Raw genomic sequence first — 25,538 nt, forward strand, 5'->3', positions numbered from 1 at the left:
CGACCGGTCCGAACACTGTGCCAAGACCACCGAGGAACGTCATCAGCACAACCCCCCCAGACCTGGTGGGGGCTACCGATGCACCGCGTGGACCTTGGGCTCGTACGCGGGTGCAACGTGAAACCTGAGGTTCCTCTTCTTTGTGCTAGGTGACAGCGCATCGCCAGTGCCTAAGGCTCTTGACAAGAATCGAACCTGCAGCGCGTCCATAAGATGTAGCTTCGTCAATTACTTAGCTGCTACAGCTCAGTGCGGCGTAGCAGAATTATGGAACATACGCCGCACAAAACGCCGTATGACACCAATTCTTCAACTTGGTACGCGTTGCACTAGCCGCCTCTCAGACTCACTCCGCTGACAAGGGACGCAGCGGCTTGGTTGGCGGCATCAATGGCGACTGTGATCTCCATGCCCCTTGCAAGTTCGGCGGCTAGCACACCGGTAAATTCGTCACCGGCACCATGCGTGCTGATAAGCTCAACTTTAAGCGCGGGCACCGCCAACTCCAGCCCCTCAGCCGTAGCGCAGGCGACACCTTCGCCGCCGGCTGTCACCACGGCAACAGGATAGATTTGCGCCAGAAGGCTGGCCGCACCCAGTGCGCCCTCAAGAGTTTCTACAACCGGACCCCGGGTAAGTTGCTCAGCTTCGACCTGGTTGACGACGATAACGTCCACGAGCCCTATGAGGTCCGTCGAAAGCTCGCGCGCGGGTGCCGCATTGAGTATAACACGGCCTCCTGCCGATCGCATCGCCCGCGCCGCTGCCACATTTGCCGCATCTGGGATCTCGTTCTGCAGGACGAGGACGCCGCCTTGGGCAAAGAGTTCAGCAGCAGCATCGACATCGACGTGTCCCAATTCAAGATTGCTGCCCGACACGATCACCGCGCCGTAGTCGCCGTCCTGATCGAAAATCGCTACACTCATGCCGCTTCCGGCACCTTCGACGATGCGAATGAACCTGCTGTCGACGTGTCCATTCACCTGGTTCGCCACGAGAACGCGTCCGAATTCGTCATCCGCTACGGCGCCGATCATTGACGTGCTGACACCGGTTTTGGCCGCAGCTATTGCCTGATTGCCGCCCTTGCCACCGCATTTTGGCAACCAGCGCTCGCCGGCCACGGTTTCGCCCTTCCGGGGACGTCCGGGGCCGTGAACGATAATGTCGTAATGAAGGCTTCCAAAAACGATGACTTGAGGCATGCTTTCTTACACAATCTTGTCTTTGCGTTTCGACATGACCGCAGCCATAGTCTTTTGCAGGTTCTTCTCTGCGACACCGTAATTCCTTTGCGCGACGGCAACGAAGAGGGCGTCGAGAATGTTGAGCTGAGCAATGCGAGCGGCGGCATTCTCCCCCATCAGAGGCGAGCCCTGAGCCGTGGAGCAGAGAACAATATCGGCCACCTGCGCCAGCGCGGATGAATTGTAGTTGGTAATCGCGATCGTTCGCGCGCCGTTCTTGCGCGCCAACTGGATTGCCTCGATGACGGCCGTCGTATTGCCGGAATGGGAAAAGCCAATCGCGATGTCCTGCGGACCTAACAGCGAGGCTGACATCAGCATCATGTGTGAATCGTCCTGCACATTGGCGCGAATACCAATGCGCAAGAACTTGTGGGCGACATCGCGGGCAATTTGGGCCGATCCGCCAACGCCGTAGAAATCGCGCTGCCCAGACTGGTTGACCAGATCTGCAGCACGATCAAAAGCATCCATGTCAATGATAGCCAGCGTTTCTTCGAGCGCGTTGATCGACGTCCGGAACACCTTCTGAATGATCTCGCGCGACGTATCCTCGATCGACAGTTCCTGATGCATTTCAGCAGTCGGCAGCTGATTGTACTGTGTGACTGCGGACCTGAAGTCTCGGTAACCAGCAAAACCGAGCTTCTTGGTAATCTTGACCACCATCGCTTCGGATACCCCCGCTTCGGCCGCGATGTCCTTCAGCGCCGTTTCGTCGGTGAAATTGCGTAGCGCAAACACCGTTTCAACGACCCGCGCCTCCAGGGGCGTGAGATGAGGCATCATCATTCGGATGCGCGGGCCTACTGCCTTCAAGTCATTCAGGGAATTCATCCACGACCTCTCGTTACGCGATCGATCATCATCGCTACGAGAATTATAAGGCCGGTCGCAAGCAGTTGATAGAAGGCCTGAACGTTCATCAACGTAAGACCGTTGCGCATGCTGCCGAGAATGATCGCACCAAGGATAGTGCCGACGATACTGCCCTTGCCACCCATCAGCGATGCACCGCCAATCGCTGCGGCCGCGATCGCATCCAGTTCCCAGAGATTGCCAAGGATAGGTTCGGCAGCGCCCAGGCGACCAATCAGGATCATGGAGGCAAGGGCTGCAAGCGCACCGGAGATCACATAGGCCGTGATCTTGGTGATCGCGATCGGCACGCCAGCCACGTAAGCTGCCTCTTCATTGCCGCCGACAGCCAGCAAATACTCGCCAAGCGGTGTCTTCTTGAGCAGGACCCAGGCAAGGAGGGCTACGACTGCAACCATGATGACCGAATTGGGAATTCCCGCAACGGAGCCGTTGAACAGAGAGCGGAATTCAGGCGGCAGACCGAAGACAGGGTTGCCACCGGTATAGATCAGGGCAATGGCGCGATAGGTGCTGAGCGTTCCAAGCGTCACAATGAAGGGCTGAAGTCCGACATAGGCAACGAGAACGCCGTTGACCAAACCACAGACAACGCCAATGCCAAGACCGGCAAGAATGGCGAGCGGGATAGGTGTGCCGGCAACGAGTAGCGCTGCCGTGATGACGGCGGCGATGGCAGCCGTCGGCCCGACCGACAGATCGATACCCCCGGAAATAATGACCAGCGTCATCCCGAGCGCCAGACACGCATTGATGCTCGACTGTTGCAGGATGTTGACGAGGTTCCTCTGCGAAAGGAAATCTGGCACTAGCAGGCCAAAGATGGCTATGATGATGATCAGGCCGATAAGAGTGCCGGCATCGCGAAGGGACAGCGATCCCAACAGTTTCGACTGTGTTGCAGCGGCATTAAGCGTTGAATCGGACATGACATTTATTCCTGTTGGCTTTGCCGGGCGGAGGCGCGATGTCCCTTGCCGACGGCATGAGAAACAATCGCTTCCTCTGAAAGCTCTTCACGCGCCAGCTCGGCCACGACCGTTCCCTCCCGCATGACGAGGACCCTGTCGGACACTCGCATGACTTCGGGGAGTTCGGATGACACGACCACGACGGAATGACCTTCGGAAGCGAGTTCCTCAATGAGATTGTAGATTTCGGATTTGGCTCCGACATCAATGCCCCGTGTCGGCTCGTCGAACAGCAAGACCTTGGATCCAGCCGCCAGCCAGCGGGCAATGATCGCCTTCTGCTGGTTGCCGCCACTGAACAGACGGATCGGCCGATCAAGGAGGAACGGTCGAAGGTTGACCCGGGTTAACAATTCGGCCGCCGTGCGCTTCAAGGCTCGATGTTGGATGATTCCAGCTGGCGCAAAACGCTTCATCGACGGCAGAGCCACATTGTTGGTGACCGAGCGTCCAGGAATGATGCCCTCGCGCTTACGTTCTTCAGGCAGAAGCCCAATGCCGGCCGCAATGGCTGCACGCGGACTGGAAAGCGTCATGGTCGAGCCATCGATCCGGATGGTGCCGCCGGTTGCCTTGTCGGCGCCCGCGATCAACCGTAGGAGCTCCGTGCGACCGGACCCGACCAACCCAGCAATGCCGAGCACCTCCCCCTTGTGGAGGTCGAAGGAAATGCCTTGAACCTTCGCGGAGGACAAATTCCGCGCTTCGATACGGATATCCCGGGTCGCATGCGAGACATGCTCTTCCGCCAGAAGTTCCCGTCCAACCATCATCGAGATGACGTCGGCGGGCTCTGTCTGCTTCAAGTCGACGACACCGACCAGCCGGCCGTCTCGCATCACGCTTGCGCGCTCGCAGATCCCGAAGACCTCATCCATCTTGTGAGAAACATAGATGATAGAGACGCCGCTCGCAGCCAATCGCTTGATGACCTGCGCAAGGCTCTCGAATTCGCTCGGCGTCAGGCTGGAGGTCGGCTCGTCCATGGCGATGATCTTCGCCTTGTCGAGCAAAGCGCGGGCAATTTCGACCACCTGCCGCTGCGCCACCTTCAGCGACGAGATCGGCGCTGCGGGATCAATCGAAGGATCGATCATCGCCAGCGCTTCGGCAGCCCGCTTCTCCTGCTGACGCCGATTGACCAGGAGACCTCCTGCCCAGGTGATGGGGTGACCAAGAAACATGTTCTGGGCGACGGTCAAGTGCGGCACCTGCTGCAATTCCTGATGGATCATTGCAACACCAGCGATGCGAGCACTGTCGGGTGTCTTGAAGGCCTGGGCGATACCGTCGATCAAAAGCTGCCCACTTGTCGGCTTGAAGACGCCGGACAGAATCCGCAACAGGGTCGACTTGCCCGCACCGTTTTCACCGAGCAGGGCGTGGATCTCTCCGGGTGCAATCTGAAAGGAGACGTCGGACAGGGCGCGAACGCCCGGAAACACCTTCGTGATGCCTTCGAAAGTCAGTCTGGCAGTGGTCATTGTCTTTGTGGCCCTTCGTGAGGATGGACGGCCGGCCCGTATAGGACCGACCGCCTGCCCTGGGAGGTATTACTTGCCGGCAGCCTTCATCAGAACTGCACGCAGATCCACGCCATCGCCCTGGAACTCGGCTACGTTGTCCTTGGTGATCAGCGCCTGGGGTGTCGCGACGACGCGCGGAAGATCCTGACCAGCAACGAGACGCAGGGCGACTTCCATGCCGACTTCACCTGTCAATACCGGGAAGCTATCGACCGTACCTGTCAGCTCGCCAGCCTTGATCGAGGCATAGGCATCGGAAATGCCGTCCGTACCGAAGACAGCGACCTTCTCAAGCAGGCCTGCAGCCTTAACCGCTTCGACGATGCCAAGCGCCATGCCATCATTGTTAGCATAGAAGCCAACGAGATCCGGATGCTGCTGCAGGATGTTGGTTGCCGCATCATAGGACATCTGGCGATCCCAGTTGCCGGGCACGCTCGCCACGACCTCGAACTTGCCGGATTCTTCAATGGTCTTCCTGAAGCCATCGGTCCGCTGCACGGCCGCATAGACACCGGCCTGTCCTTCGACGATGGCAACCTTGCCACCTTCCGGACGATTGTCGATGAACCACTTGGCGACGCGCACGCCATTATCGCGCTGAACGTTTCCGACATAGTGTTCGGCTTGCGGGATAACGGCGTCGTTGACATTGACGACCGGTACGCCTGCAGCCTTGGCCTGCTCCATGATCGGCTGCAGGTTGGCGTCGGTCTGCGGCGACAGGAGAAGAACGTTATAGCCCTGCGTGACCATGCCTTCGGCAATCGTCAGCTGACCGAGCTGGTCGCCTTCACTCTGAGCGGCCTGATAGGCGCTTTCGACACCGACCTTATCGGCAAAAGCCTTGTAGCCCTCGCCGAGCGAGCGCCAATATTCGTTGGTCAGCGTCTTTGAGACGCCACCCGCCTTGGTGCCGGCAGGGATCGCCGGGAATGCGCCGAACTTAGATTCCAGCTCGGACCAATCCATGCGGTCCGGCTCAGAGTCGGAATTGAGCGGCGCGAGGTCCTGGGCAAAGGCTGCGCCGGCCCAGAGGCTCGCCGCCAGGGCGAGGGTCAAAAGTCTATTCATCGGTTCCTCCCGAGTTTCATAGTCGTTGGCTTAAGTGGCTGCCCCAAGCATCAGCTCTTGCAGAATGGCCTGGGCCGCCACGGCATCCTGACGGTCAATCGCACCAGAAAGGCGATTGTCCTGCTCGAGGCGATCAACGACATTCAGCATCCGCTTTACTGTCGCGATGTTCACCTCGCATTCGTGGACCGGATCCAATCCGGTCATGTCTGGGAATGTGTCGAAATAGATTGCACCGTCATAACCGTCGCGACGGATTTGCCGGAGCAGCTCAATCGTCTGCACGGTGTGGACTGCGCCCACCATGAGGCCGTCGTCGCGCTTTGCGTATCCGTCGTTCAGATGGACGCCGAGAAGCTTGCTGTGGCGGGCGATCAAAGCCGCGGCAAAGGCCGGCTGCTCGTCGGCATAGAGAACATGTGCAAAGTCGAGCGTAACGCCAAGATTGTCCGCTCCGACATCCCGGATCGCGAGCAGCGTCGTTGCCGCATCCGGCATGAGGCTGTAGGAACGTGGCTCATTCGGCTTGTATTCGATGCTAATCATGCAATCGCGATCATGCTCGCAAACTTCACGAATTCCATCAATTTCGTGTTGCCACATGCGGTCGTAGTCCGCTTGGAACGCGTAGTCGAAACCGTCTTGGCCGAGCCATAGCGTCATGAGGCTTGAACCCACCTCGCGGGCAGCGTCGATCCCCTTCTTGGTAAGATCGATTGCCTCCCGCCGGACAGCAGCGTCAGGATGGGTGAACGCCCCGAGCTTGAATGCCGGGTTGGTGTAATAGCGCATGGCAAAGCCGTTGATCGCAAGCCCGAGATCGCCGAGCTTCTTTGCCAACTCGCGCGGATCTTCGCCGAGATGATCGGGATAATTGAGATCAAGGTCGGTCAGGCCCTGAACGCGCGCGGCGCGCTCGGCCATCTGCAAGACGCTGGGTTTGCCTTTGATACCCGGCCACGCAATGTGCGCTGCGGAAGCGAAGGAGTTCAGGCGAGTGGCGAAACGGGGCTTGGTCAAGATCAATATTCCCAAAAGTTATCTGCCTCAACTTCACGATTTATCTTCAGCTTGTAAAGTTAGAAAGTGTTGTGCGTCGCAGCAAATCGGTTCCGCACGAGCGAGGTCGCGCGGGCAGTGGCTTCGAAAATGTTTTTTGATGACCTTCCCGCTGGTCGATAATTTATCCAGGCCGGAAGCGCGTCACTCTCCCACTCCAGGCTTCGGAGAGCAGCGCAATGTCTGTGGCAAACGTAAGCTTGAGGCCGATCTACACTCGCTCCACAGCCGCAGAGGCGACCTTTGATTCAGTGCCATCTGGGACGTGAAGAGGCGTGATATTTCTGATCTAATCAGTGATCGGCCTTAGGTGCGGCGTATGGCCTGGCTCAGCGGCAGACGTGAACGTTGATCGCAATCTTTATTTTCGATGATTGAATCTTACGATCAGAGGAGACGGTCGAGCGCCGAGCAGCAACAGTAGTGCAGGAGCGAGACTGCCACAGCCTCTGCCTTGAACAGGATCGAACCAGTGACCTGCAATTTGCACTCTAGGATTCGGTATCGCAGATCTATCCCGGGGTGAGAAAGGGTTTCACATCCCGGAGGTTTTCCCGACAGTCCCCCACTACTGGGTCGCTCAACCACAGTTTTCGCTAACCTCTCTTCGGGTCGGCCATGAGGAGAGTGGCCAGCTCTGACGGCGGGGCGCAAACTCACTCGCTTGATAATAGTTGATAAAGCTACTATCTTATCCTGGTTACCTCTGATGGAGACATGTATGATCAGCGCTGATCTGGGAAAGCAGCTCGAAAGCTATATTCAGCAGCTCGTGGATACAGGACGCTACGGCTCGAAAAGTGAAGTCCTGCGCGAAGGCGTGCGACTGGTTCAAGACCGTGAAACACGACTCGCCGCTTTGGATGCTTCAATCATGCGCGGCATCTCTGATGCGGACAGCGGTCGGACTAAGTCGGCCAGCTCTGTGTTCGACCGTCTCGACGCTAAATACCGTGCAATGGCTGACAAAGCCGAAAATTCCGCATGATCCTTGAGTTTACTAGCGAGGCCGAAGGCGATCTTGAGCAGATCGCCGATTACATTGCCGAGCACAATCCAGGGCGCGCTCTTTCATTCATTCGAGAGCTGCGGAGCCGGTGTGAAGATCTTATCCTTCACCCCAACAGCTTCGCCCTCGTTCCTCGCTATGAACAGCATGGAATCCGTCGACGCGTTCACCGCAACTACCTCATCTTCTATCGCGTTGAGCCCGCCAAAGTGGTCATTGTCCACATCCTCCACGGCGCAACGGACTATGGCGTATTCCTTTTTGGCGAATGATCAAATCAGGTCGATCTGAGGCGAAATGAAGCGTAACACGAAGGGAATAGCTGCATTTAGTGTCAACTCGCAGATCCGCGGAGAGCAGTCTTCTTGCAGTCGATCTATCTGCAGGTGTCTGATAATTGAGTAAATACAGAGCCAAGCGGCATATGGTTAAATTATGGAACTTTAATTGATGATCGAATCGAACCTAACGGTTGATGGTCGACTATGACTTTGTTAATCAGACGCGTCACCAAGCTGCTCATAACCGCTGCCCTCTCCCAGTCCCCGGTGAGATTGTGGCAAGCTAATCGCTGAGATAGCTGCCTAACGCTAAAGGGATAACACCTTTGCTTTGACAGGTATCGGCGACCCGGTCACCGACACCGGCCCCAATTCGTGTTAAAATATATAACGACCGTTCACATTGATGCCATCCACACCGCCATCGCGATCATCATCAAGTTCTCGGTGAGTGAGATGAATCCGAGCGGTACGTTGCTAGACCCTCCCACGCAGGCGCATTTGAGCTCACGCTTGTCGATGTAAACGGCCTTGAACACCGAGGCTGCGCCAATGCCACCAACGAACAGAGCCACGGGAACAGAAAGCCAGTTCGCAACGCCTGCCACCATCAGAACACCTGCAAGTCCTTCGGCGTAGGGGTAGAGGTAGCTATATGGCACCCACCTCTTCGCGAGGAGATCATAATTCAGGAACATCGTGGCGAAGGTTTCGACATTTTGAAGCTTGAGCATGGCCAGAACGACCATCGAGAACGCAATGAACCATTCCAAGGCCCGGACGGTGAAGGGCGTGCCAAATACAGCGTAGCTCACACCCATGGCCGTCAGTGCAGTCATCGCGAACAGCACGATGACGGGGCGATAGGTGGTTGCCTTCGGGTCGGCCACGGGCTTTCCAAAGTAGCGCCGCAGATCGTCATAGCCGCCGACACGGGCACCGTCGATGAACACCTGCGGTGTCGTCTTCACACCGTGCTCTTCCTTGAACGCATCCGTTTCCGCGCGCGTTTTCAGGTGATGGTCCTCCACCTCATATCCGGACCGCTTCAGCAGGTCCTTGGCTTTCAGGCCATAAGGGCAGGTATGCTCCGCAGTGACCATCCGGTAGAGGACGGCTCTCTTCACTGCGGTCGAGGGGTTCACTCTATCCAACATTTCACGTCTCCTTTGCCTTGTGAAACAGTTGGCAAGACCATACGTTCCGTACCATGGTACGGAGTCAATACCCAATGGACATGACAATCGGAAAATTCGCATCAGCCGGTGGCGTCGGCGTGGAGACCGTCAGGTTCTACCAGCGCAAGGGTCTCCTCAAGACCCCGAAGCGCCTTGAGCGTGGCAGGCGATACGGCGCTGAGGATCTGAGGCGGCTGCAGTTTATCCGCCAGGCTCAGACGGCTGGATTTACGCTGGTGGAGGTAGGGGAACTGCTCGAACTCGATGCCGGGGACGACAGGGAGCGGGCACGCGAGGCCGCAAAGGCGCGGCTGATCGCGCTGGAAACGCGGATCACCGAGCTCAACCGCACCCGCGACGCGCTAGAGCGCCTGGTTGCAGAGTGCTCATCCGGCAAAAGCGGCCCTTGTCCTATCCTCCAGTCGTTTGAAAGCATTCGCCTTATCCAACTGGCAGTCGAAAGCCTGGACGGGGGACCGGGCGATTGATGGTCGCCTTTGCGATCCTCATGGCTGGATGATGTAATCCGTCTCCCATGGTGTTTAGTAGGGCAAGCGTTCATCATCATATGGCGCATAAAGCGTACCGGCACATCGGAAGGTCCGCGACAACGACATTGAAGCTCTACCTGCTGGCATATCGACCGTTAAGAACTTTGGCGCCAGGCGTCTTCGTCCCGCCCAGATTGCCCAACGACCAGTGCAGATCAACTCTGAAATGTGCACGATTGGACAGCATCAGACACGGTCTATATGCATCGCGAACAGGTAGCCGCCACCTTGCACGGTATGTATCAAATGCTCATCATCGTCGAGCTTACGACGCAGACGGCTGACTTGGACATCGATCGAAGGAGCGCAGCCCTCGATGGCGCGATTGGCTGCTACGTCCAGAAGGAACTCGCGACTGAGAACGCGTTGTGGCGCTTCAAGGAACGCGAGCAACAGATCGTATTCTCCCGTCGAAAGATCCACGACAACACCGCTTGGTGCGGTCAGTTCTCGCTTCATCGTGTCTAGCGACCACCCTGCAAAGGTGAAGCTCCGTCCGGCACGCTCAGTCGAAGGGTTACCAGTCGTGCGAGTCCGTCTTAGCACCGCGCCGATGCGTGCCAGCAGTTCGCGAGGATTGAAGGGTTTGGGCAGATAGTCGTCGGCCCCGACCTCAAGACCGATAATGCGATCCGTCTCGTCACCCTTGGCCGTCAGCATGATGATCGGGACGGAGGAAGTGCGGCGCAGTTCGCGACAGATTTCCAGCCCGTTCTTCCCCGGCAGCATGAGATCGAGCACGATGAGATCGACCGACAAGCGCTTTAGCGTCTCGGCCATTTCCACTCCGTTTCGCGCCGTGTGAACGCGAAAGCCGTTTGCCCGAAGAAACTTGGCGACCAGGATCAGGATCTGGCCGTCATCGTCAACGATCAGGATTTCGGCTGAGGCATCCAAGGGTATTCTCTCCGCAGCTTCACCTGGTTTGCAGACTCTGGAGTTAGCAGAGCGACTTGCGGCAATATGTGTCGCGAAGGTAACAGATTGTTTCAACAGCAGAAGCCCTAAGATCGAGAATCCAACTGTTCGAGGCACACAAGGCGCACGAAGGACCTAGAACTTGGGCCGTCACGCCTAAGAGGCGATCATCAACAGGTGCGCGCGATCAGCTTCATAGCTTTATGTTTCTCAGGCGAAGCGAGTTCGCGATAACGCTCACCGACGACAGGGCCATTGCTCCTGCGGCAATGATCGGGGAGAGCAACAGGCCGAAGACGGGGTAGAGAACGCCTGCTGCGACAGGCACGCCTGCGGCATTGTATATGAAGGCAAAGAAGAGGTTCTGACGGATGTTGCTCATCGTCGCGCGGCTCATCTGCCTTGCCCGGACGATGCCCTGAAGGTCTCCCTTCAGAAGGGTGACCCCTGCACTCTCAATGGCAACGTCGGTTCCGGTTCCCATGGCAACACCTACATCTGCTGCGGCCAGTGCAGGAGCATCATTCACACCGTCGCCCGCCATGGCAACGATCCTGCCTTCACTGCGCAGCCGCGAGACGATCTTGCTCTTGTCCTCAGGCAGGACTTCCGCTTCCACCTCCGAGATGCCGAGGCGGCGTGCTACGGCAAGAGCGGTCGTCTTGTTGTCGCCCGTCAGCATGACGACGCGAATACCGTCTTCGATGAGCGCCTTCACCGCATCCGGTGTCGTCGCCTTGATGGGATCGGCAATGGCAAAGAGACCTGCCAAGCGGCCATCAATAGCAGTGAAGATGACCGTTGCGCCGTCACTACGAAGCTCTTCTGCCTTTGCAGTCATCGCGGTAACGTCGACACGTTCTTCCTCCATGATGCGGTCGCTGCCGAGGATCAGCCGCTTGCCTTCGACCACGCCCGTCGCGCCTTTGCCCACAGGACTGTCAAAGTCGGTAGCATCTCCCAGAGCGATGCCACGGTTGTTGGCCGCATTGACGATTGCCAGTGCCAGCGGATGTTCGCTTGAACGCTCGACCGTCGCCGCGAGCCGCAGCAATTCGGATTCTGATATGCCTGCGACCGCGGCGATCGCTGTCACCTCGGGTCGCCCCTCTGTCAAAGTGCCTGTCTTGTCGACGACAAGCGTATCGATCTTCTCAAAGCGCTCCAGGGCCTCGGCGTTCTTGATCAACACGCCGAGACTTGCTCCGCGACCGACGCCGACCATGATCGACATTGGTGTTGCCAGCCCCAGAGCACAGGGGCAGGCAATGATAAGGACGGCAACTGCCGCCACTAGGGCGTGGGCGAAACGGGGCTCCGGCCCATAGATCATCCAGACAGCGAACGCGACGAGTGCCACCCCGATGACAACCGGAACGAACCAACCCGAGACTTCATCGGCGAGGCGCTGGATAGGCGCGCGTGAGCGTTGGGCCTCTGCGACCATGCGGACGATCTGTGAGAGCATGGTGTCGCTCCCGACCTTGCTGGCCTCCATGACGAAACCACCGGTCTGGTTCATGGTCCCGCCGATCAGCCTCGACCCGACATCCTTGGTGACAGGCATTGATTCGCCCGTAACCATGGATTCGTCGACGGAGCTTCGGCCCTCCAGAAGCAAGCCATCAACTGGCACCTTCTCTCCCGGTCGAACGCGCAGGCGGTCGCCAACAGCTACGGAGTCGAGACCGACATCCTCATCTATACCATCGGCGCGCACGCGCCGTGCGGTCTTCGGTGCAAGATCGAGAAGCGCGCGGATGGCACCGCCCGTCTGTTCGCGCGCCCTCAGCTCCAGAACCTGACCGAGCAGGACCAGGATAGTGATGACGGCAGCAGCCTCGAAATAAACGGCGACCGAACCTCCCTCTGCGTGGAACGTGACCGGAAACAGTCCCGGCGCAACGGTCGCCACAACGCTGTAAATCCAGGCGGCACCCGTTCCCATCGCGATCAGCGTGAACATGTTCAGATGACGCGTCACCAAGGATTTCCAGCCGCGCTCGAAGAAGGGCCAGCCCGCCCAGAGGACAACTGGTGTCGCGAGCACCAATTGCAGCCAGTTCGAAGTCTGTGGCGCCAGTAGCATGTGCAGGTTTGTCAGATGGCCGCCCATCTCCAGGGCGAGCACCGGGATACTGAGAACCAAGCCAATCCAAAACCGTCTGGACATGTCCGCCAGTTCTGGACTTGGACCTGTTTCCAGCGTCGCCATTTCCGGTTCAAGCGCCATTCCACAGATGGGGCAATTGCCGGGCCCTGTTTGGCGGATTTGGGGGTGCATGGGGCAGGTGTAGACTTGGGCGTTGACCACGCCCGGACGGCTAGGCTTGGACGAAGCGGCTACCGGACTAGTCGAATGCCCGTGGTGGTGATGCGGGTGATCTGCGTTGTTCATCTCGCCCTCCCTCAGCCCTGCTGGCCATAGTCGACGAACGTCATCATGCCCGTCGCCATATGATAGAGATGATGGCAATGTAACGGCCAACGGCCCGGATTGTCTGCGTCGAACTCGATCGATACACGCGCCATGGGCGGCAGCATCACAGAGTCCCGCATAGCGCCGGAAATGTTCTTGCCGTTGATTTCCGTGACTTGGAAGTGATGGCCATGCAGATGCATCGGATGCGCCATCATCGACATGTTGTGCATGGAAATCCGAATGCGCTGTCCGCTGCGGACTTCGATCGGGCTGTCGGTGTCGATGGACCAGCGATAGGTCGCCATGTCACCGCCCAGCATCAGCGCGAACTGCCGATCAACAGCGCGCCGTGCCAGCGGTGTTAGGCCGTGAAGACTTTGCTCGAGCGAGAGGTCAAGAACCGGGCCCTTGGCTGCCGCATTGGTTTCCAGCTTTTGCACTCGTGCGGAGGCGGTGGCGAGGATCACGCCAGTGCGCTCGATGGCCCCTTCCCGCAGAGCCAGTATAGGATATGCCCCGTCGACAAGTGGCAAGGCCAAACGGATGTCGGCCCGTTGGCCCATCGACAAGGGGAACTGACGGCCGCGGACCGGGACGACGTCCATCCCGTCGACAGCGATCAGCTCGCCCTCAAGTTCGCCCGTATCGATCGTGAAGGCGGTTGCCGTCGCGCCATTGATGATGCGAAGCCTGATGCGGCCGCCCCGTTCTACCTTGACGATCTCGGGGTCATCGAGCGTCCGGTCATTGGCTAGATAGGCGTCATATTCGATGTCGTTCAGATCCATGCCCATCATCGTGTGAGGCGCGGCCGAAGTTTCAGCCGAGCCCATCTGATGGCCACCATGCATGTTCATCATGGAGGACATATCTCCGTGTCCAGAGGGCATGGCATGACCGCCACCGCTCTGAAGGTCGGATAGCAGTTCCTCGGGCGACTTGAATGAGAAATCATGCAGGAGCACGATGACCTCTTGCTCGTCGCGGGCAAGATCCTCGGCGGTTCGTATGATCAGGGGTGCCGCGAGCAGGTTCTGCTCCTGCAGAGTGTGGGCATGCATCCAATGGGTGCCGCCTCTCGTCAAAGGAAACTTATAGGCCCGGCTTTCCTGAGGCGGAAGCAGTGCAGCCGGATTGCCCGGCACCCCGTCCAATTCCCAAGGCGGCGTAAGCCCATGCCAGTGGATGAGTGTCTCCTCGTCGCTTTCGTTGCGAAGAAGAACGTCGAAGTCCGAGGGCGCGTTGAGGACCAGCCCGGCGTTCCCGGCCTTGTCGGTCAGTCCGAAGACGGAGGCAGCCTTGCCGTGGACGTCTAGGGTCCGTTTACCGATTACAAGCTCGTCCGTTCTTGTTCCTGGGTTTGCCCAGGCATGGCCGAAGGGGGACAGTGCCACGGAACCCAAGGCGAGCGTTTTCAAAAAGTCTCTGCGATACATGATGTTTCTCTCGATCCGACCGTTACAACGGCCATGCTATTGACAGGAAAATGCGCGTCCAACGCTTTCGTCAGGCAGCAGATCGAGGTGGATGACGGCCGGGCATGGGGAGCTGGCCGTCCAGTCGAGACGGCGGCTCAATGCAGTTTAGGCCGCGCTCGGATAATTCGGGTGCCAGCGGCAGCATGGACAAGGCGACGGCATGGACAGCACAGGTACTCGTACATGAAGCATCGGTTGAGCGGTACGAACTCGTCAGGCCACCTGTCGACATGCGGCTGCCGTGGTATGCGTTTACACTAGGGTAGGACCAACGCTGCGAACTGAAATCCGCCTGAGACGATGCGAAGAGCCCAGCCATCGCCAGCAAAGCGACGGCAAGCACGGCCCAGTCTTTTAACCTCACCATCCCTAGCATCAACGTATCCCGTTTCATGAAACCACCATAAGGGCATTTGGGGTCATCTGATTGATATCGATCAATCTAACGAGAAAATGCGCCTTCCCGCCATGGGAAGGTCAAGCCCTCCGAGTCGAGGAGAGGCTATGTTGCACTTGTTGAGCTCGATGTAGAATGACCTCGCGGGCGGAAGAACGATTTGCAAGGCCTATGTTCTGGAAGGATCATCAAAGCCTGCCTGTGCATGCCGACATCATGTTAGGCCCGCGACATGCGGCCCTACCTCATCATTTGGAGAATCAGGCCACCGAGGTGAGCGATATTTGCTGAATTTTCGTGCACGTTTCACGATGAAATGATATTCTCTCCTCCTCGGGCGTAGGAGAGGTCAATGTCTAGACCAGTCGTCCTTCTAATTGCAATCGGATGATTTTGTCTTTCCCCGTGGCGCACGGGGCAGAGCGCATACCTTTTCATGTCTCTCTGTTCGACGGCGACGTGACGGTCAGCCTAATCATCACATCGGTGGTTACGTCGGTAGAGCCCGATTATGATTTCGATGTAAAAATTGAACTGACGGAGCAGAACGCAAGCGGCGAGATTGAATACCTCGATGAAGGTAAACACGGAGCGCGGGTCAATTGCGCCGGTCGAGGCAAGGTGTTAGTTGGAAGATCAGTATACGTTCCGAACCCCGCACAGGCCAGAGGCGACTGGAAACAGGACCTTTTGCAGACTGTCTGTGTCTCACCCACATCCTAAGCGACGAGAGTTTCGGCTGAGTAGTTACAGGGGGCCAAGCGAAAGTTGACACATTGATCTAGGATAACGGGGGAATCCGAGAGGGCTGGGTCCTGATGAGGATTCGTCGCCGGCTCTCTCGATCTCGTGCGGTTTCGTAAGAAAGACTTTACCGACTAACTCGGCCGAACCGCCATGAATACATAAGGCTTCGATCCGTCGAGTGGCACTGCCATGACGTCGTAAGATGCCTTAGGACTATCACCCATTCCAAGCGAGCCGCGCGGCATTCCTGCCACCGCCAGCCCGGCGAGTTCCGGTCGATCGGTCAACAGTTTTTCAACCGCCTCTATCGGAACATGGCCCTCAACATAGTAACCATTTATAACTGCGGTATGGCAGCCCTGTAGATCTGGCGGCACTTTCAACGATACCTTGATTGCTTGCATATCGTTTTCATCGCGCTCGTCCACGATGTAGCCTTCAGTCGCGTACGCCCTGCTCCACGCTACACAGCAGCTGCAACCCGGATCCTTGTGGACGGTCATAGCAACTCGTTCGGCAGACGCGACCTGCGGCATCATCGCTGCTGCGACTACAAACCCAACAAATTGTCTACGTTTCATTTGTCTATCTCTCCATAGAAAATGGCCGCCCCGTCTGGGTCGGAGGCGGCCATTGTTGTTACTTCAGCTGGGTGACGGTCAGCTTACCGTCCACCCGTTCGGCCATGAATTCAACATTCGCACCCGTTTTCAGCTTGTCGAGCATGGCGGGGTCTGACACGCTAAATACCATGGTCATGGCTGGCATATCCAGGTTCTTCAGTTCCTCGTGGATCAACGTGACCTTTTTCGCCTTTGCGTCGACCTTCTTAACCGTTCCCTTGGTGAATTCCTGGGCAAAAGCGCCAGTTGCCAGGACTGTGACGGCAGCTGCTAATGTGATGATAAATTTCACTTTTTCCTCCTGCGTATTATTTCTGTGCGACGGTAACGTCGCCGTGCATTCCAGCGTCATAATGCCCTGGCACGAGACAAGCGATTTTGAAGACACCATCATTCGTGAACTTCCAGACAATCTCGCCTGATTTTCCCGGAGCCAGCCGGATCGCGTTCGGATCTTCATGTTCCATCTCGGGGAACTTTTCCATCAGAGCCTTGTGCTCCATGACCTTATCTTCCTGGTCGAGCACAAATTCATGGTCGACCTCGCCGGCATTCTTCACCGCGAAAACAATCGTTTGGCCCTTGCGAACTTTAAAGGTGCTCGGGGTGAACAGCATCTGGCCGTCATCCGTCTCTGTCATCGTCACGCGGATTGTCTGTGTAGCCTTAGCCTTGATGCCAGGCTCTCCGACAGCCATTTCTCCATGTCCGCCAGCGTGTTCGCCGGAAGCTAAAACTGGGCTCCCGAGAGTGGCCATAATGAGGCCGATGATCGCAGTCTTCATGAGTTCAATCCTTTCTGAGTTGATCTTCAGCCGTGATCCGAGTGCTTCGGAGTGAGCTGCGTTTTTGCATCCTTAGCTTTCGGAACATCGGGGAGCGCGCCCGTCCATTCCCAAGCCTGAGTACCCGGTGGGTTTTCGTACCAGCCTGGATCTGAATAATCGCCCGCAGAGATGCCTTCGCGGACCTTAACCACCGAGAACATGCCACCCATTTCAATTGGGCCATGCGGACCCCAACCGGTCATCATGGGAACGGTGTTCTCCGGGATTTCCATCGACATCTCGCCCATATCGGCCATGCCCGCTGTGCCCATAGGCATATATTCTGGTTGGAATTGTCGGATCTTCTTCGCGACCTCTTTTTTATCGACGCCAATGAAGGTTGGGATGTCATGGCCCATGGCATTCATGGTGTGGTGCGACTTGTGGCAATGGATTGCCCAATCGCCTACATACTTGGCGTCAAACTCGTATGCTCGCATCGCACCAACGGGGATGTCGATACTAACCTCAGGCCACCGAGCTTCTGGTCGTACCCAGCCACCGTCAGTGCAGGTCACTTCGAAATCATAGCCGTGCATATGGATTGGATGGTTGGTCATTGTGAGATTGCCCACCCGCACGCGGACTCGATCGTTCTTGGAGACGACGAGCGGATCGATCCCAGGGAAGACCCGGCTGTTCCAGGTCCAGAGGTTGAAGTCCGTCATTTCCATCACTCGGGGCACATAGGTACCTGGATCTATGTCGAATGCGCTGAGGAGAAAGACGAAATCTCGATCCACGGGCATAAACGTTGGGTCTTTCGGATGGATCACAAAGAAGCCCATCATGCCCATCGCCATCTGAACCATCTCGTCAGAGTGGGGATGGTACATGAAGGTGCCGGACTTCACGAGGTCGAACTCGTAGACGAATGTCTTGCCGACCGGAATGTGCGGTTGAGACAGGCCTCCTACGCCATCCATGCCCGAGGGTAATATCATTCCATGCCAGTGGATGGTCGTGTGCTCGGGTAGCTTGTTGGTCACGAAAATTCGGACGCGATCACCCTCGACGGCCTCAATGGTTGGCCCTGGAGACTGGCCATTATAGCCCCAGAGATAGGCCGTCATGCCGTCTGCCATCTCCCTCTCTACGGGTTCAGCAACCAGGTGAAATTCCTTCACGCCGTTGTTCATTCGGAATGGCAGAGTCCATCCGTTGAGTGTGACGACAGGATTGTAGTCCGGACCTGTGGAAGGTCTGACTGGCGCCTGGGTGGCGGCCGAATCCATGAGAGTTGCCTCCGGCAGTCCCATATTTGAGGTTTGGGCCCACGATTTCGATGAAACGAGCGCCGCACCCGCTGCGCCGGCCCCAAGTAGCTGTCTTCTACTGAACATTGTCAGGTCCTTTCTCAATGTCCGCCTGCAGGCGCAGCTTCAGCCGATGCGACCTCGGACTCTGCTGCAGCCGATCCAGTGCTTCCGCCATAGATGACGGGAGCGAGGTTGGCCTCGGCTATCCAGAAATCTCGTTTCGCGTTTACCGCAAGCATGGTTGCATCGATCTTCTCTCGGGCATCTGAGATCAGTTCGAACGTGCTGGTGATCATTCCGTTGTAGGTGAGCAGAGATTGATCTTCGATCGACTTACGCAACGGAAGAACGCTGTTACGGTAATGTCGAGCGATGTCGTAATTTGATCGATAAGCAAGATAGGCAGACCTTGCTTCGGAACGAACGTTGACCGCCTTTTCCGCAAGCTGATTGGCGGCACGCATGTAGGCCAGTTCCCCCTTACGCATCCGTGCCTGCCCGGAATCAAAGATCGGTATCGTGAACTCCAATGATCCCGTTCGCGAGATGTTACGATGGATCTTGCCATCTTCCAGTTCGCGTTCCTGCTCAACCATACCCACGAGTTCGATGTCAGTGACGAACCGAGTGACATCTTCCAGCTTGTACGCCTGAGCTGTTGCATCAAGTTCCAAGCGTGCGACTTGCAGGTCGATCCGCTTTTGGATGGCCTCCGCTTCAATGCTGTCACGGTTGATCAAAGCCTTCGGTAGCGACGGCAAGCGGTTCGGAATCTGAAATTCTACGTCAGAACCAGAAAGCCCCATCAACCGAACAAGCTCTTCTTTCGCCAATTTGGCAGCAAGCCGTGCTTTCGCTGTTTCTCCAGCCAATTCGGCGTAGAACACATGTTCTCGAGCCTGATCTGCTTTGGGCAGAGACCCAGCCTCGCCCAGTTTCTTAGCCAAATCAGATGCGGCGTCAGCCGTTGCTTTAGCTTGATTGAGGTAAGTAACGTTCTCCCAGGCGGCGACGGCGTTTATCCAAGCGACGCGGGTCTCGGCGGCAAGTGAGATCGAAGCAAGCGCGGCGTTCAGCTGAGCTTGGCGGAACCGCGTTTCTGCGAGCTTCATATTCTTGTCGTAGGTAGCCAATGCCAGGATATTCGCGGCAATCGCCCCCTCGAGTACACGGTAAGCCTCGAGGCCTGGGGTGCCGATACCAGAAAGTCCCACCGAAAACGATGGAAGAACCGCAAGCTGCGTCTGCCAAGCATCAGCTGCACTGTCCCCTAGATCAGCGTAAGATGCCTGCAATCCTTTGTTGTTTAACAGTGCGACCTGAACGGCAGTCTCGACGTCGATGGTTTTTTTCGACATCAACGCCTTTACCCGCTCACGCACCTGCTCTGCGTGTTGGCGATTTTGCACCCACACAGTTTGTTTGCCCGTAGCCTCGGCGCTCTTCGCAGATGACTCTGCAAATCCTGCATCCTTGAATGAATAGCCTGTGCTCACACATCCCGTCGCGAACAAGGGAAGGACCAGGGTAGAGATCAGTTTAATCTTTACCGCGACCATCATGCGCCTCCCTTCGGAGCTTGCGCATCATTCAAACCGCGCCAAGGCTTGGGATCGACAGGGACACGGTGAGAGTAAGCACCCACCGGATTCTGATAGGCGATGGGTACGACGTCGGCGACCGAGTCGGCATGGCTAGAAGATGCTACCACTTCTGGCAGCGTGGATGCGCAACCGCTCGCGAGGAGCGGCATAGCAACCACCAGGAACATATGTCTCATGGCTGGATTCCGAATACGACAGAGAATAGTGTCAAAGCGCCAGATCGCGCTCAGGCACAGCAAAAGCCCTCTAGGGGATCGCTAGGGCTCAGATATTCGGTGGCAGAGTAACGCGCGGCGCCACGCCCAGAGAGAGCGGGTCTTGACGGCTCCCGCTGACCCGCTCCGGGATCGGATGGAGGAGGCCGGTAGCATCGCATTCAATAGCTGCAACCACACAGAATTCTTGGCAGCAGTTTTTGTCTGCGATCTTGGATCCGCTTCGCTCATGGTGATCGCTGTGAGCGCCCATGTCAGCAAGCGCGCGGATCCCGCCCTTGTGGGAGGGCGGGTGACCGGCCTCGGCCTGCGTCTCTTTGACGGGCATCTCCAGGTGCATGGCCGCATTGACCGTGGACAAACTGTATCCCGCCAGTGATACGAGTATCACCAGACGAAAAGTCAGCAGTAATGCCGATATGAATCGACCACGCTCTTTCATGAGAGCATAAATTGCTGTCTGCTTGACCACTGTCAACTGAAAACCCCAAGCATCATCGGTTCATGATGACCGTGTTGCACATCAATCACGCTTGAGCCTCCGAACCACCGCTCACAACACAGGCCGAGCCGGGTTGAAGTTACCGCGTCTTGCTGTTGCGCAGGTACTCTGCCCGAGGATCGATGATCGACCTCGAGCCGTATCGACTGTTCGTACGCTCGACCCAGCCGTTATCCAACACTCGGAAAGTCACGTTGGGGTCCGATTGTGACGTTGCGGAATCGCCAGGGCTGCCATGTCCCTGAGTGATCTGCGTGATCGGCGATGCGTTTTCGCTCAAAAGCGTGAAAGCGAACGCGCCAGAGGCAATGGGGAAAAAAGCGGCGGCGGCGAACACAATGCGTTTCATCATTTTTTTTATCCTCGTCTAATCACTGCGACTTGCAGCAAATGAAACATAAGACACGGTGTTGTCTGCGGCCTGTCTTCTGCCATACAAATTTGTAATCGCCATACAGAATGATTGCCGCAAGTTTGACGAAATCAGACGGGACGGCTTTTTCAGTGTGCGGATCGCTCAGGGAGATTCTTGATCTGATGAAAATACTGTTGATTGAGGACGACCAGATTACCGGGAGCTACATTCAAAAGGGGCTGGCTAGTTCTGGACATTCAGTAGACTGGCTCACAAACGGGCGCGACGCACTGACAGCCGGCTTAGACACCGGGTACGATGCGCTGGTTGTCGATCGTATGATACCCGGACTTGATGGATTAAGCCTCGTCAAAAGTCTGCGCGCCGCGTCTGTTCGCACACCAGTGTTATTTTTGACGGCGATGAGCGGCGTGGACGACAGAGTTGAGGGGCTCGATGCTGGTGGTGACGATTACCTCATCAAACCGTTTGCGTTTTCCGAATTAACCGCGCGGATCAATGCTCTTGTTCGACGCCCACCGATTGCGACAGAGAAGACGAGGTTGCGAGTAGGCGACTTAGAGATGGATCTGGTTTCAAGAACCACGACTCGTGACGGGAACGCCATCGAACTGTTGCCTCGCGAATTTGCGTTGTTAGAACTGTTGATGCGCAACGAAGGTCGAGTTCTTACCAAGACAATGTTCCTGGAGAAGATCTGGAATTTTAACTTCGACCCGCAGAGCTCTGTGGTCGAGACCCACATTAGCCGCTTACGGGCAAAGATAGACAAGCCGTTCCCAAAACCGCTTCTGCACACGATAAAAAATACAGGCTATACCCTGCATGCTCGCGGGTAACATTGTCAAAAGCACCGCTGTTCGGCTTGCTGCCATTTACATCGGTCTCTTCGCAGCTGCTTATCTGGTCGCCAACACCATAGCGTACCAGATGGTGATGGGCTTTCTTGATGATCGGCTGAACGCGAACGTAATGGAACGGTATCGGGAAATTTCTTCCGCCTATGAGGCAAAAGGAATTGCCGGCGCCATCGAAATGATTGAGAGCCATGGGCCCGCCATCAGAGGTGAAGAAACAGTTTACACCCTCCGCGACCCCTCTGGCTCATCAATTGCTGGTAACGCTGAGTTAGCGAATGTTCCTCAAGGCTTTTCAGTTCAGCCCCCTGGTGGGCTACTTGCGGCCACTTCCCATTATAAATTGTTCCGCGGATCGTTGGGAGAATATGACCTAACGGTCGGTATCAGTTACGGCGATACGGATCACTTGTCCGGGATCGTCATGACAAGCTTTGGCTGGGCAACTGCGATGATCGTCGCAGTAGGCATTCCTGGCGCTGCTCTGCTGGCTTATATTAATCGCAAAAGAATTTCCACACTTTGCCGCACAGCTCACGAAATAGGGCATGGCGAGCTCTCCAAGCGGCTTCCTGTCTCGACCCGGATGGACGACATTGATGTGCTGTCGACGGAAGTGAACGTGGCACTGGCTCGTCTCGAGGCAAGCGTTCTCGCCATGAAGCAGGTCACCACAGATGTCGCGCACGATCTGAGAACCCCCATCGCTCGTACCTTTCTAGTTCTTAACGATGCCCTGCAGCTCACCAACACTCAAGAGATAAAGGCAGGTATTGACCTGGCACTCTCTGAGCTACAGTCTATTGCCAACACTTTCGACGCGCTTCTTCGAATAGCGCAGATCGAAGCTCGCAATCGCACTACAAATTTTATCTACTTCGATCTTAAAGCCCTGGCGCTTGAACTCTACGAGGCCTACGAGGCTGTTGCTATCGAATCTGGCTACAGCCTTTCAATTATCGTCGAGGAAGCTGACTGCTTTATACTCGGTGATCCGGCGCTTATACGGCAATTGCTAGCAAATCTACTGACAAATTCGCTGAGACACACCCCAGCTGGTACCACGATCTCGTTGGAAGTTCAGCGTGAAGCGGATACAATCCGCCTAACCGTCTCCGATGATGGCCCGGGTATACCCGAGGAAGAGCATGAAAAGGTCTTTGAGCGATTTTATCGTCTTGAGAAAAGCAGGACCACATCCGGCTCTGGGCTGGGTCTCAGTATGGTCAAAGCAATCGCAGAGCTTCATGGCGCGCGACCACAAATTGTTCACTGCCCACACGGACTAAAAGTAGGTATCACTTTCACAAGCGTTGATACAGATTGAAAGAACTGACGCGTCCGAGAGGAAACCTATTTCTTAGGGTTATGCTTATGAATTCTTATAGCAGACGCATGAGACGCAGTCTTCGACCGATAGTCGTTCGGCGAGCAAGACGGTCTCTGACCTTTATTGCAGTCTTGCTATTCCTCTTTTTCGGGCTCATTCTGGTAATTCGTACATTATCTATGCACTAATCGAATGGGGTATCCGCCCGTACCATTACAATTCCTATTCATCGGCCGCCTCTCATGCCACCAAGAACCTGCCTCTTAACCTGATGATCGACTTTTTTTTCTTGCAGCAGGAACCTTCCCCCATGGGAGAGTTGTTTCTCAGGTATCGTGTCGTATCCAAGAGGTTGATGAATGTCCTACAAGCGATTCTTTGCAATGATCACCGTCTCGACGGTGGTCATGTTTGGCCTGATGTATCTTAACACATTCTCTGCAGACCACCTATTTTTCAGCGAAACAAGGTCGTTTGCGGCTCTCTACATGGGAGCAAGCATGGCGGTCATCATGTTGTTATTCATGCTCGGAATGTATAGTAATCGGCGCGCCAACATAGCAATTTTCGCCGTAAGCGCCGTGGTTTTTGCGGGGTCGCTGTACCTCCTTCGCAGCCAGGTGACGGTTGACGATGTGGATTACATGAAGGCGATGATACCACACCACTCCATCGCAATCTTGACTTCTGACCGAGCAAAGATTGTGGATCCAAGAGTCCGAAAACTTGCCGACGGCATCATTGAGGCTCAAAAGCGAGAAATTGCTGAGATGAAGGCTCTTATCCAAGAGCTTGAAGGCGGCCCGGGGGCTGCGCCGAACGTCGACTGACCAGTGCCGTTTAGCTGCCCGACGAATAAGCTCCAGGATATAATTGCAGTATTGGTCTAAAATTCGGCACCGATGAGTGTCGTCATGACCTCAAGGGCGCCGTTTAGAGCGGTTCCCTTTCATGTTGGATCGTATCCGCATGATGTGAAGAAGTTTCGGGCCTCTTGAGGCTCGACGAGGTCGATCAATTTCCCGATCCTGTCCCACAGGCCGGTCACGGTGCGCTCTGCCGCCTTGCGCAGGAGCGCTTTGAGCTTCGAGAATGCCTTTTCAATGGGATTGAAGTCTGGGCTGTAGGGCGGCAGGAACAGCATGCGCGCACCGGCAGCCTCGATCATCTCACGCGCCGCCGGTCGCTTGTGGCTGGAGAGATTGTCAAGGATGACGACATCGCCAGGCTTCAGGGTCGGCACAAGAACCTGGGCGACGTAGGCCTCGAACCATTCTCCATTGATTGGCCCGTCGATGACGAGCGGTGCAACCATTCCCGTGCTGCGCAAGCCAGCCACCAGCGTCGTGGTCTTGCGGTGGCCGTGCGGAAAGCCCATTCGCAGGCGCTCTCCCTTGCTGCAGCGTCCGTGCGTGCGCGCCATGTTCGTCGCAGTCCAGGTTTCGTCGATGAAGACGAGCTTGGTAGGATCAAGGTCCAGTTGATCATCGAACCACTGCTGGCGCTGTTCCAGGACGTCCGGACGGATTTGCTCTACCGCGTGGCCAGTCTTTTTTTACGAGTCTGGCCGTGCCGGACAAGAAACCGGTGCAAAGCCGACTTGCTGATGGTGATGCCCTGGGCAGAAAGCGCGTCGCGCAGCTCGAACAAGGTTCCATCGCGGTGCTCAGCGAGCCATGCCATGATCGCCTCGCCATGGGCCTCTGTCTTTCGAGAATTTCGATCTCCGCCAAGAGGACCAGGTCGCACGTCGCCCTGGCGAAGTTGCAGATTTCGCCAGCGGCTGACGCTTGCGGCACTCACGCCAAACCGTTCGGCAGCCTCGCGGTGGGTCGCACCAACGGCAACAGCAGCAAGCACGCGAACACGCAGATCGACAGAGAGAGCTTTTGACATATCTGCCGACCTCCATCGGCAGATAGTTTGAATCAGAACCCGCCTGATTTGCAAAGCCCCGCAGATTCACTCAGTCAGGGAACCGCCCTAAAAGGCGGCGTCCGCAGCGTGGATCCACAACCAGAGACGGGGGAAGAAGCACTGCATTTTGGCAGGGTGTGCCCGGTACGGAAACGGGATCAGCTTCTGCCTCTAAGATGCGGGTCGCCTCCTGCTCTTGAAGGGATCCGAACCGACGACACCTTTTTGATCGCTCGAAGACAAGGGCTTATCTAGCACGCGCGCAGGAGTTCCTCCCGTCGTGAAAAC

The 25,538-nt window shown here is 56.5% G+C and carries 25 protein-coding genes; 6 read left to right on the forward strand and 19 right to left on the reverse strand.

The window, feature by feature from the left end:
• Nucleotides 1-329: 329 nt before the first annotated feature.
• The 6 genes from ACQKP1_RS22485 to ACQKP1_RS22510 form a co-directional block, all read right to left on the reverse strand.
• Nucleotides 330-1,208 carry a ribokinase gene (locus ACQKP1_RS22485; protein ID WP_427277109.1) on the reverse strand — a complete coding sequence of 293 codons (879 nt, stop codon included), beginning with the start codon at nt 1,206-1,208 and terminating at the stop codon, nt 330-332.
• A gap of 6 nt (nt 1,209-1,214) precedes the next feature.
• Entirely contained in the window at nt 1,215-2,087 is an 873-nt protein-coding gene (locus ACQKP1_RS22490) for a MurR/RpiR family transcriptional regulator (protein WP_427277110.1), read from the reverse strand.
• Nucleotides 2,084-3,058, reverse strand: a complete 975-nt coding sequence (locus ACQKP1_RS22495) for an ABC transporter permease (protein WP_427277111.1) — start codon at nt 3,056-3,058, stop codon at nt 2,084-2,086. The genes ACQKP1_RS22490 and ACQKP1_RS22495 overlap by 4 nt, the downstream gene beginning before the upstream one ends.
• Before the next feature lie 5 nt (nt 3,059-3,063).
• The gene (locus tag ACQKP1_RS22500; RefSeq protein WP_427277112.1) at nt 3,064-4,584 is read right to left on the reverse strand and encodes a sugar ABC transporter ATP-binding protein; all 1,521 of its coding nucleotides are present in this window, start codon (nt 4,582-4,584) and stop codon (nt 3,064-3,066) included.
• A gap of 69 nt (nt 4,585-4,653) precedes the next feature.
• Nucleotides 4,654-5,700 (reverse strand): substrate-binding domain-containing protein, encoded by a 1,047-nt coding sequence (locus tag ACQKP1_RS22505; RefSeq protein WP_427277113.1) that lies wholly within the window; start codon nt 5,698-5,700, stop codon nt 4,654-4,656.
• A gap of 30 nt (nt 5,701-5,730) precedes the next feature.
• On the reverse strand, nt 5,731-6,720 hold the full coding sequence (locus ACQKP1_RS22510) for a sugar phosphate isomerase/epimerase family protein (protein WP_427277114.1): 990 nt from the start codon (nt 6,718-6,720) through the stop codon (nt 5,731-5,733).
• Nucleotides 6,721-7,480: 760 nt separating this feature from the next.
• On the opposite strand from ACQKP1_RS22510, the gene ACQKP1_RS22515 reads away from it, so the two are divergent.
• A complete protein-coding gene (locus ACQKP1_RS22515) occupies nt 7,481-7,747 on the forward strand; it encodes a type II toxin-antitoxin system ParD family antitoxin (protein WP_427277115.1) in 267 nt (88 codons plus the stop codon).
• Nucleotides 7,744-8,040: a type II toxin-antitoxin system RelE/ParE family toxin gene (locus ACQKP1_RS22520; RefSeq protein ID WP_427277116.1), complete on the forward strand. Its 297-nt coding sequence runs from the start codon at nt 7,744-7,746 to the stop codon at nt 8,038-8,040. The genes ACQKP1_RS22515 and ACQKP1_RS22520 overlap by 4 nt, the downstream gene beginning before the upstream one ends.
• Nucleotides 8,041-8,447: 407 nt before the next feature.
• Here ACQKP1_RS22520 and ACQKP1_RS22525 read toward each other — a convergent pair whose 3' ends face one another.
• Nucleotides 8,448-9,206, reverse strand: a complete 759-nt coding sequence (locus tag ACQKP1_RS22525; protein WP_427277117.1) for a MauE/DoxX family redox-associated membrane protein — start codon at nt 9,204-9,206, stop codon at nt 8,448-8,450.
• Between the two features lie 53 nt (nt 9,207-9,259).
• On the opposite strand from ACQKP1_RS22525, the gene ACQKP1_RS22530 reads away from it, so the two are divergent.
• Nucleotides 9,260-9,715 carry a MerR family transcriptional regulator gene (locus ACQKP1_RS22530; protein WP_112831544.1) on the forward strand — a complete coding sequence of 152 codons (456 nt, stop codon included), beginning with the start codon at nt 9,260-9,262 and terminating at the stop codon, nt 9,713-9,715.
• A 249-nt stretch (nt 9,716-9,964) separates the two neighbouring features.
• Here the strand turns inward: ACQKP1_RS22530 and ACQKP1_RS22535 are convergent, their stop codons facing one another.
• From ACQKP1_RS22535 to ACQKP1_RS22585, 11 genes are all read right to left on the reverse strand, one after another.
• Nucleotides 9,965-10,675 (reverse strand): response regulator, encoded by a 711-nt coding sequence (locus tag ACQKP1_RS22535; RefSeq protein ID WP_427277118.1) that lies wholly within the window; start codon nt 10,673-10,675, stop codon nt 9,965-9,967.
• A 214-nt stretch (nt 10,676-10,889) separates the two neighbouring features.
• Nucleotides 10,890-13,094, reverse strand: a complete 2,205-nt coding sequence (locus ACQKP1_RS22540) for a copper-transporting P-type ATPase (protein ID WP_427277119.1) — start codon at nt 13,092-13,094, stop codon at nt 10,890-10,892.
• A gap of 11 nt (nt 13,095-13,105) precedes the next feature.
• Nucleotides 13,106-14,554 (reverse strand): multicopper oxidase family protein, encoded by a 1,449-nt coding sequence (locus ACQKP1_RS22545; RefSeq protein ID WP_427277120.1) that lies wholly within the window; start codon nt 14,552-14,554, stop codon nt 13,106-13,108.
• Nucleotides 14,555-15,871: 1,317 nt separating this feature from the next.
• Nucleotides 15,872-16,321: a DUF411 domain-containing protein gene (locus ACQKP1_RS22550; RefSeq protein ID WP_427277121.1), complete on the reverse strand. Its 450-nt coding sequence runs from the start codon at nt 16,319-16,321 to the stop codon at nt 15,872-15,874.
• A 58-nt stretch (nt 16,322-16,379) separates the two neighbouring features.
• Nucleotides 16,380-16,655: a copper-binding protein gene (locus ACQKP1_RS22555; protein WP_333900652.1), complete on the reverse strand. Its 276-nt coding sequence runs from the start codon at nt 16,653-16,655 to the stop codon at nt 16,380-16,382.
• A gap of 16 nt (nt 16,656-16,671) precedes the next feature.
• Nucleotides 16,672-17,148 carry a cupredoxin domain-containing protein gene (locus tag ACQKP1_RS22560; RefSeq protein ID WP_333900653.1) on the reverse strand — a complete coding sequence of 159 codons (477 nt, stop codon included), beginning with the start codon at nt 17,146-17,148 and terminating at the stop codon, nt 16,672-16,674.
• Between the two features lie 26 nt (nt 17,149-17,174).
• Nucleotides 17,175-18,533: a multicopper oxidase family protein gene (locus tag ACQKP1_RS22565; protein WP_427277122.1), complete on the reverse strand. Its 1,359-nt coding sequence runs from the start codon at nt 18,531-18,533 to the stop codon at nt 17,175-17,177.
• Nucleotides 18,534-18,547: 14 nt separating this feature from the next.
• Entirely contained in the window at nt 18,548-20,008 is a 1,461-nt protein-coding gene (locus ACQKP1_RS22570) for a TolC family protein (protein WP_427277149.1), read from the reverse strand.
• A complete protein-coding gene (locus ACQKP1_RS22575; protein WP_427277123.1) occupies nt 20,008-20,229 on the reverse strand; it encodes a hypothetical protein in 222 nt (73 codons plus the stop codon). Before ACQKP1_RS22575 ends, ACQKP1_RS22570 begins: the two co-directional genes overlap by 1 nt.
• An 88-nt stretch (nt 20,230-20,317) precedes the next feature.
• On the reverse strand, nt 20,318-20,740 hold the full coding sequence (locus ACQKP1_RS22580; protein ID WP_427277150.1) for a hypothetical protein: 423 nt from the start codon (nt 20,738-20,740) through the stop codon (nt 20,318-20,320).
• A 109-nt stretch (nt 20,741-20,849) separates the two neighbouring features.
• On the reverse strand, nt 20,850-21,122 hold the full coding sequence (locus ACQKP1_RS22585; RefSeq protein ID WP_427277124.1) for a hypothetical protein: 273 nt from the start codon (nt 21,120-21,122) through the stop codon (nt 20,850-20,852).
• 185 nt (nt 21,123-21,307) lie between these two features.
• On the opposite strand from ACQKP1_RS22585, the gene ACQKP1_RS22590 reads away from it, so the two are divergent.
• From ACQKP1_RS22590 to ACQKP1_RS22600, 3 genes are all read left to right on the forward strand, one after another.
• Nucleotides 21,308-21,985 (forward strand): winged helix-turn-helix domain-containing protein, encoded by a 678-nt coding sequence (locus ACQKP1_RS22590; RefSeq protein WP_427277125.1) that lies wholly within the window; start codon nt 21,308-21,310, stop codon nt 21,983-21,985.
• A complete protein-coding gene (locus ACQKP1_RS22595) occupies nt 21,972-23,330 on the forward strand; it encodes a sensor histidine kinase (protein WP_279875230.1) in 1,359 nt (452 codons plus the stop codon). Before ACQKP1_RS22590 ends, ACQKP1_RS22595 begins: the two co-directional genes overlap by 14 nt.
• Nucleotides 23,331-23,692: 362 nt before the next feature.
• Nucleotides 23,693-24,163 (forward strand): DUF305 domain-containing protein, encoded by a 471-nt coding sequence (locus tag ACQKP1_RS22600; RefSeq protein ID WP_112828944.1) that lies wholly within the window; start codon nt 23,693-23,695, stop codon nt 24,161-24,163.
• A gap of 119 nt (nt 24,164-24,282) precedes the next feature.
• Here ACQKP1_RS22600 and ACQKP1_RS22605 read toward each other — a convergent pair.
• Nucleotides 24,283-25,229 (reverse strand): IS630 family transposase gene (locus ACQKP1_RS22605; protein ID WP_427277151.1). Its coding sequence is split into 2 segments (ribosomal slippage): nt 24,283-24,890 and nt 24,890-25,229, totalling 948 coding nucleotides; the frame shifts between segments, so codons are not numbered across the junction.
• Nucleotides 25,230-25,538 lie beyond the last annotated feature (309 nt).

Origin of the sequence: Allorhizobium sp. NPDC080224 (assembly GCF_050281005.1) — a bacterium.
In the GTDB taxonomy this organism is placed as follows: Bacteria; Pseudomonadota; Alphaproteobacteria; order Rhizobiales; family Rhizobiaceae; genus Allorhizobium.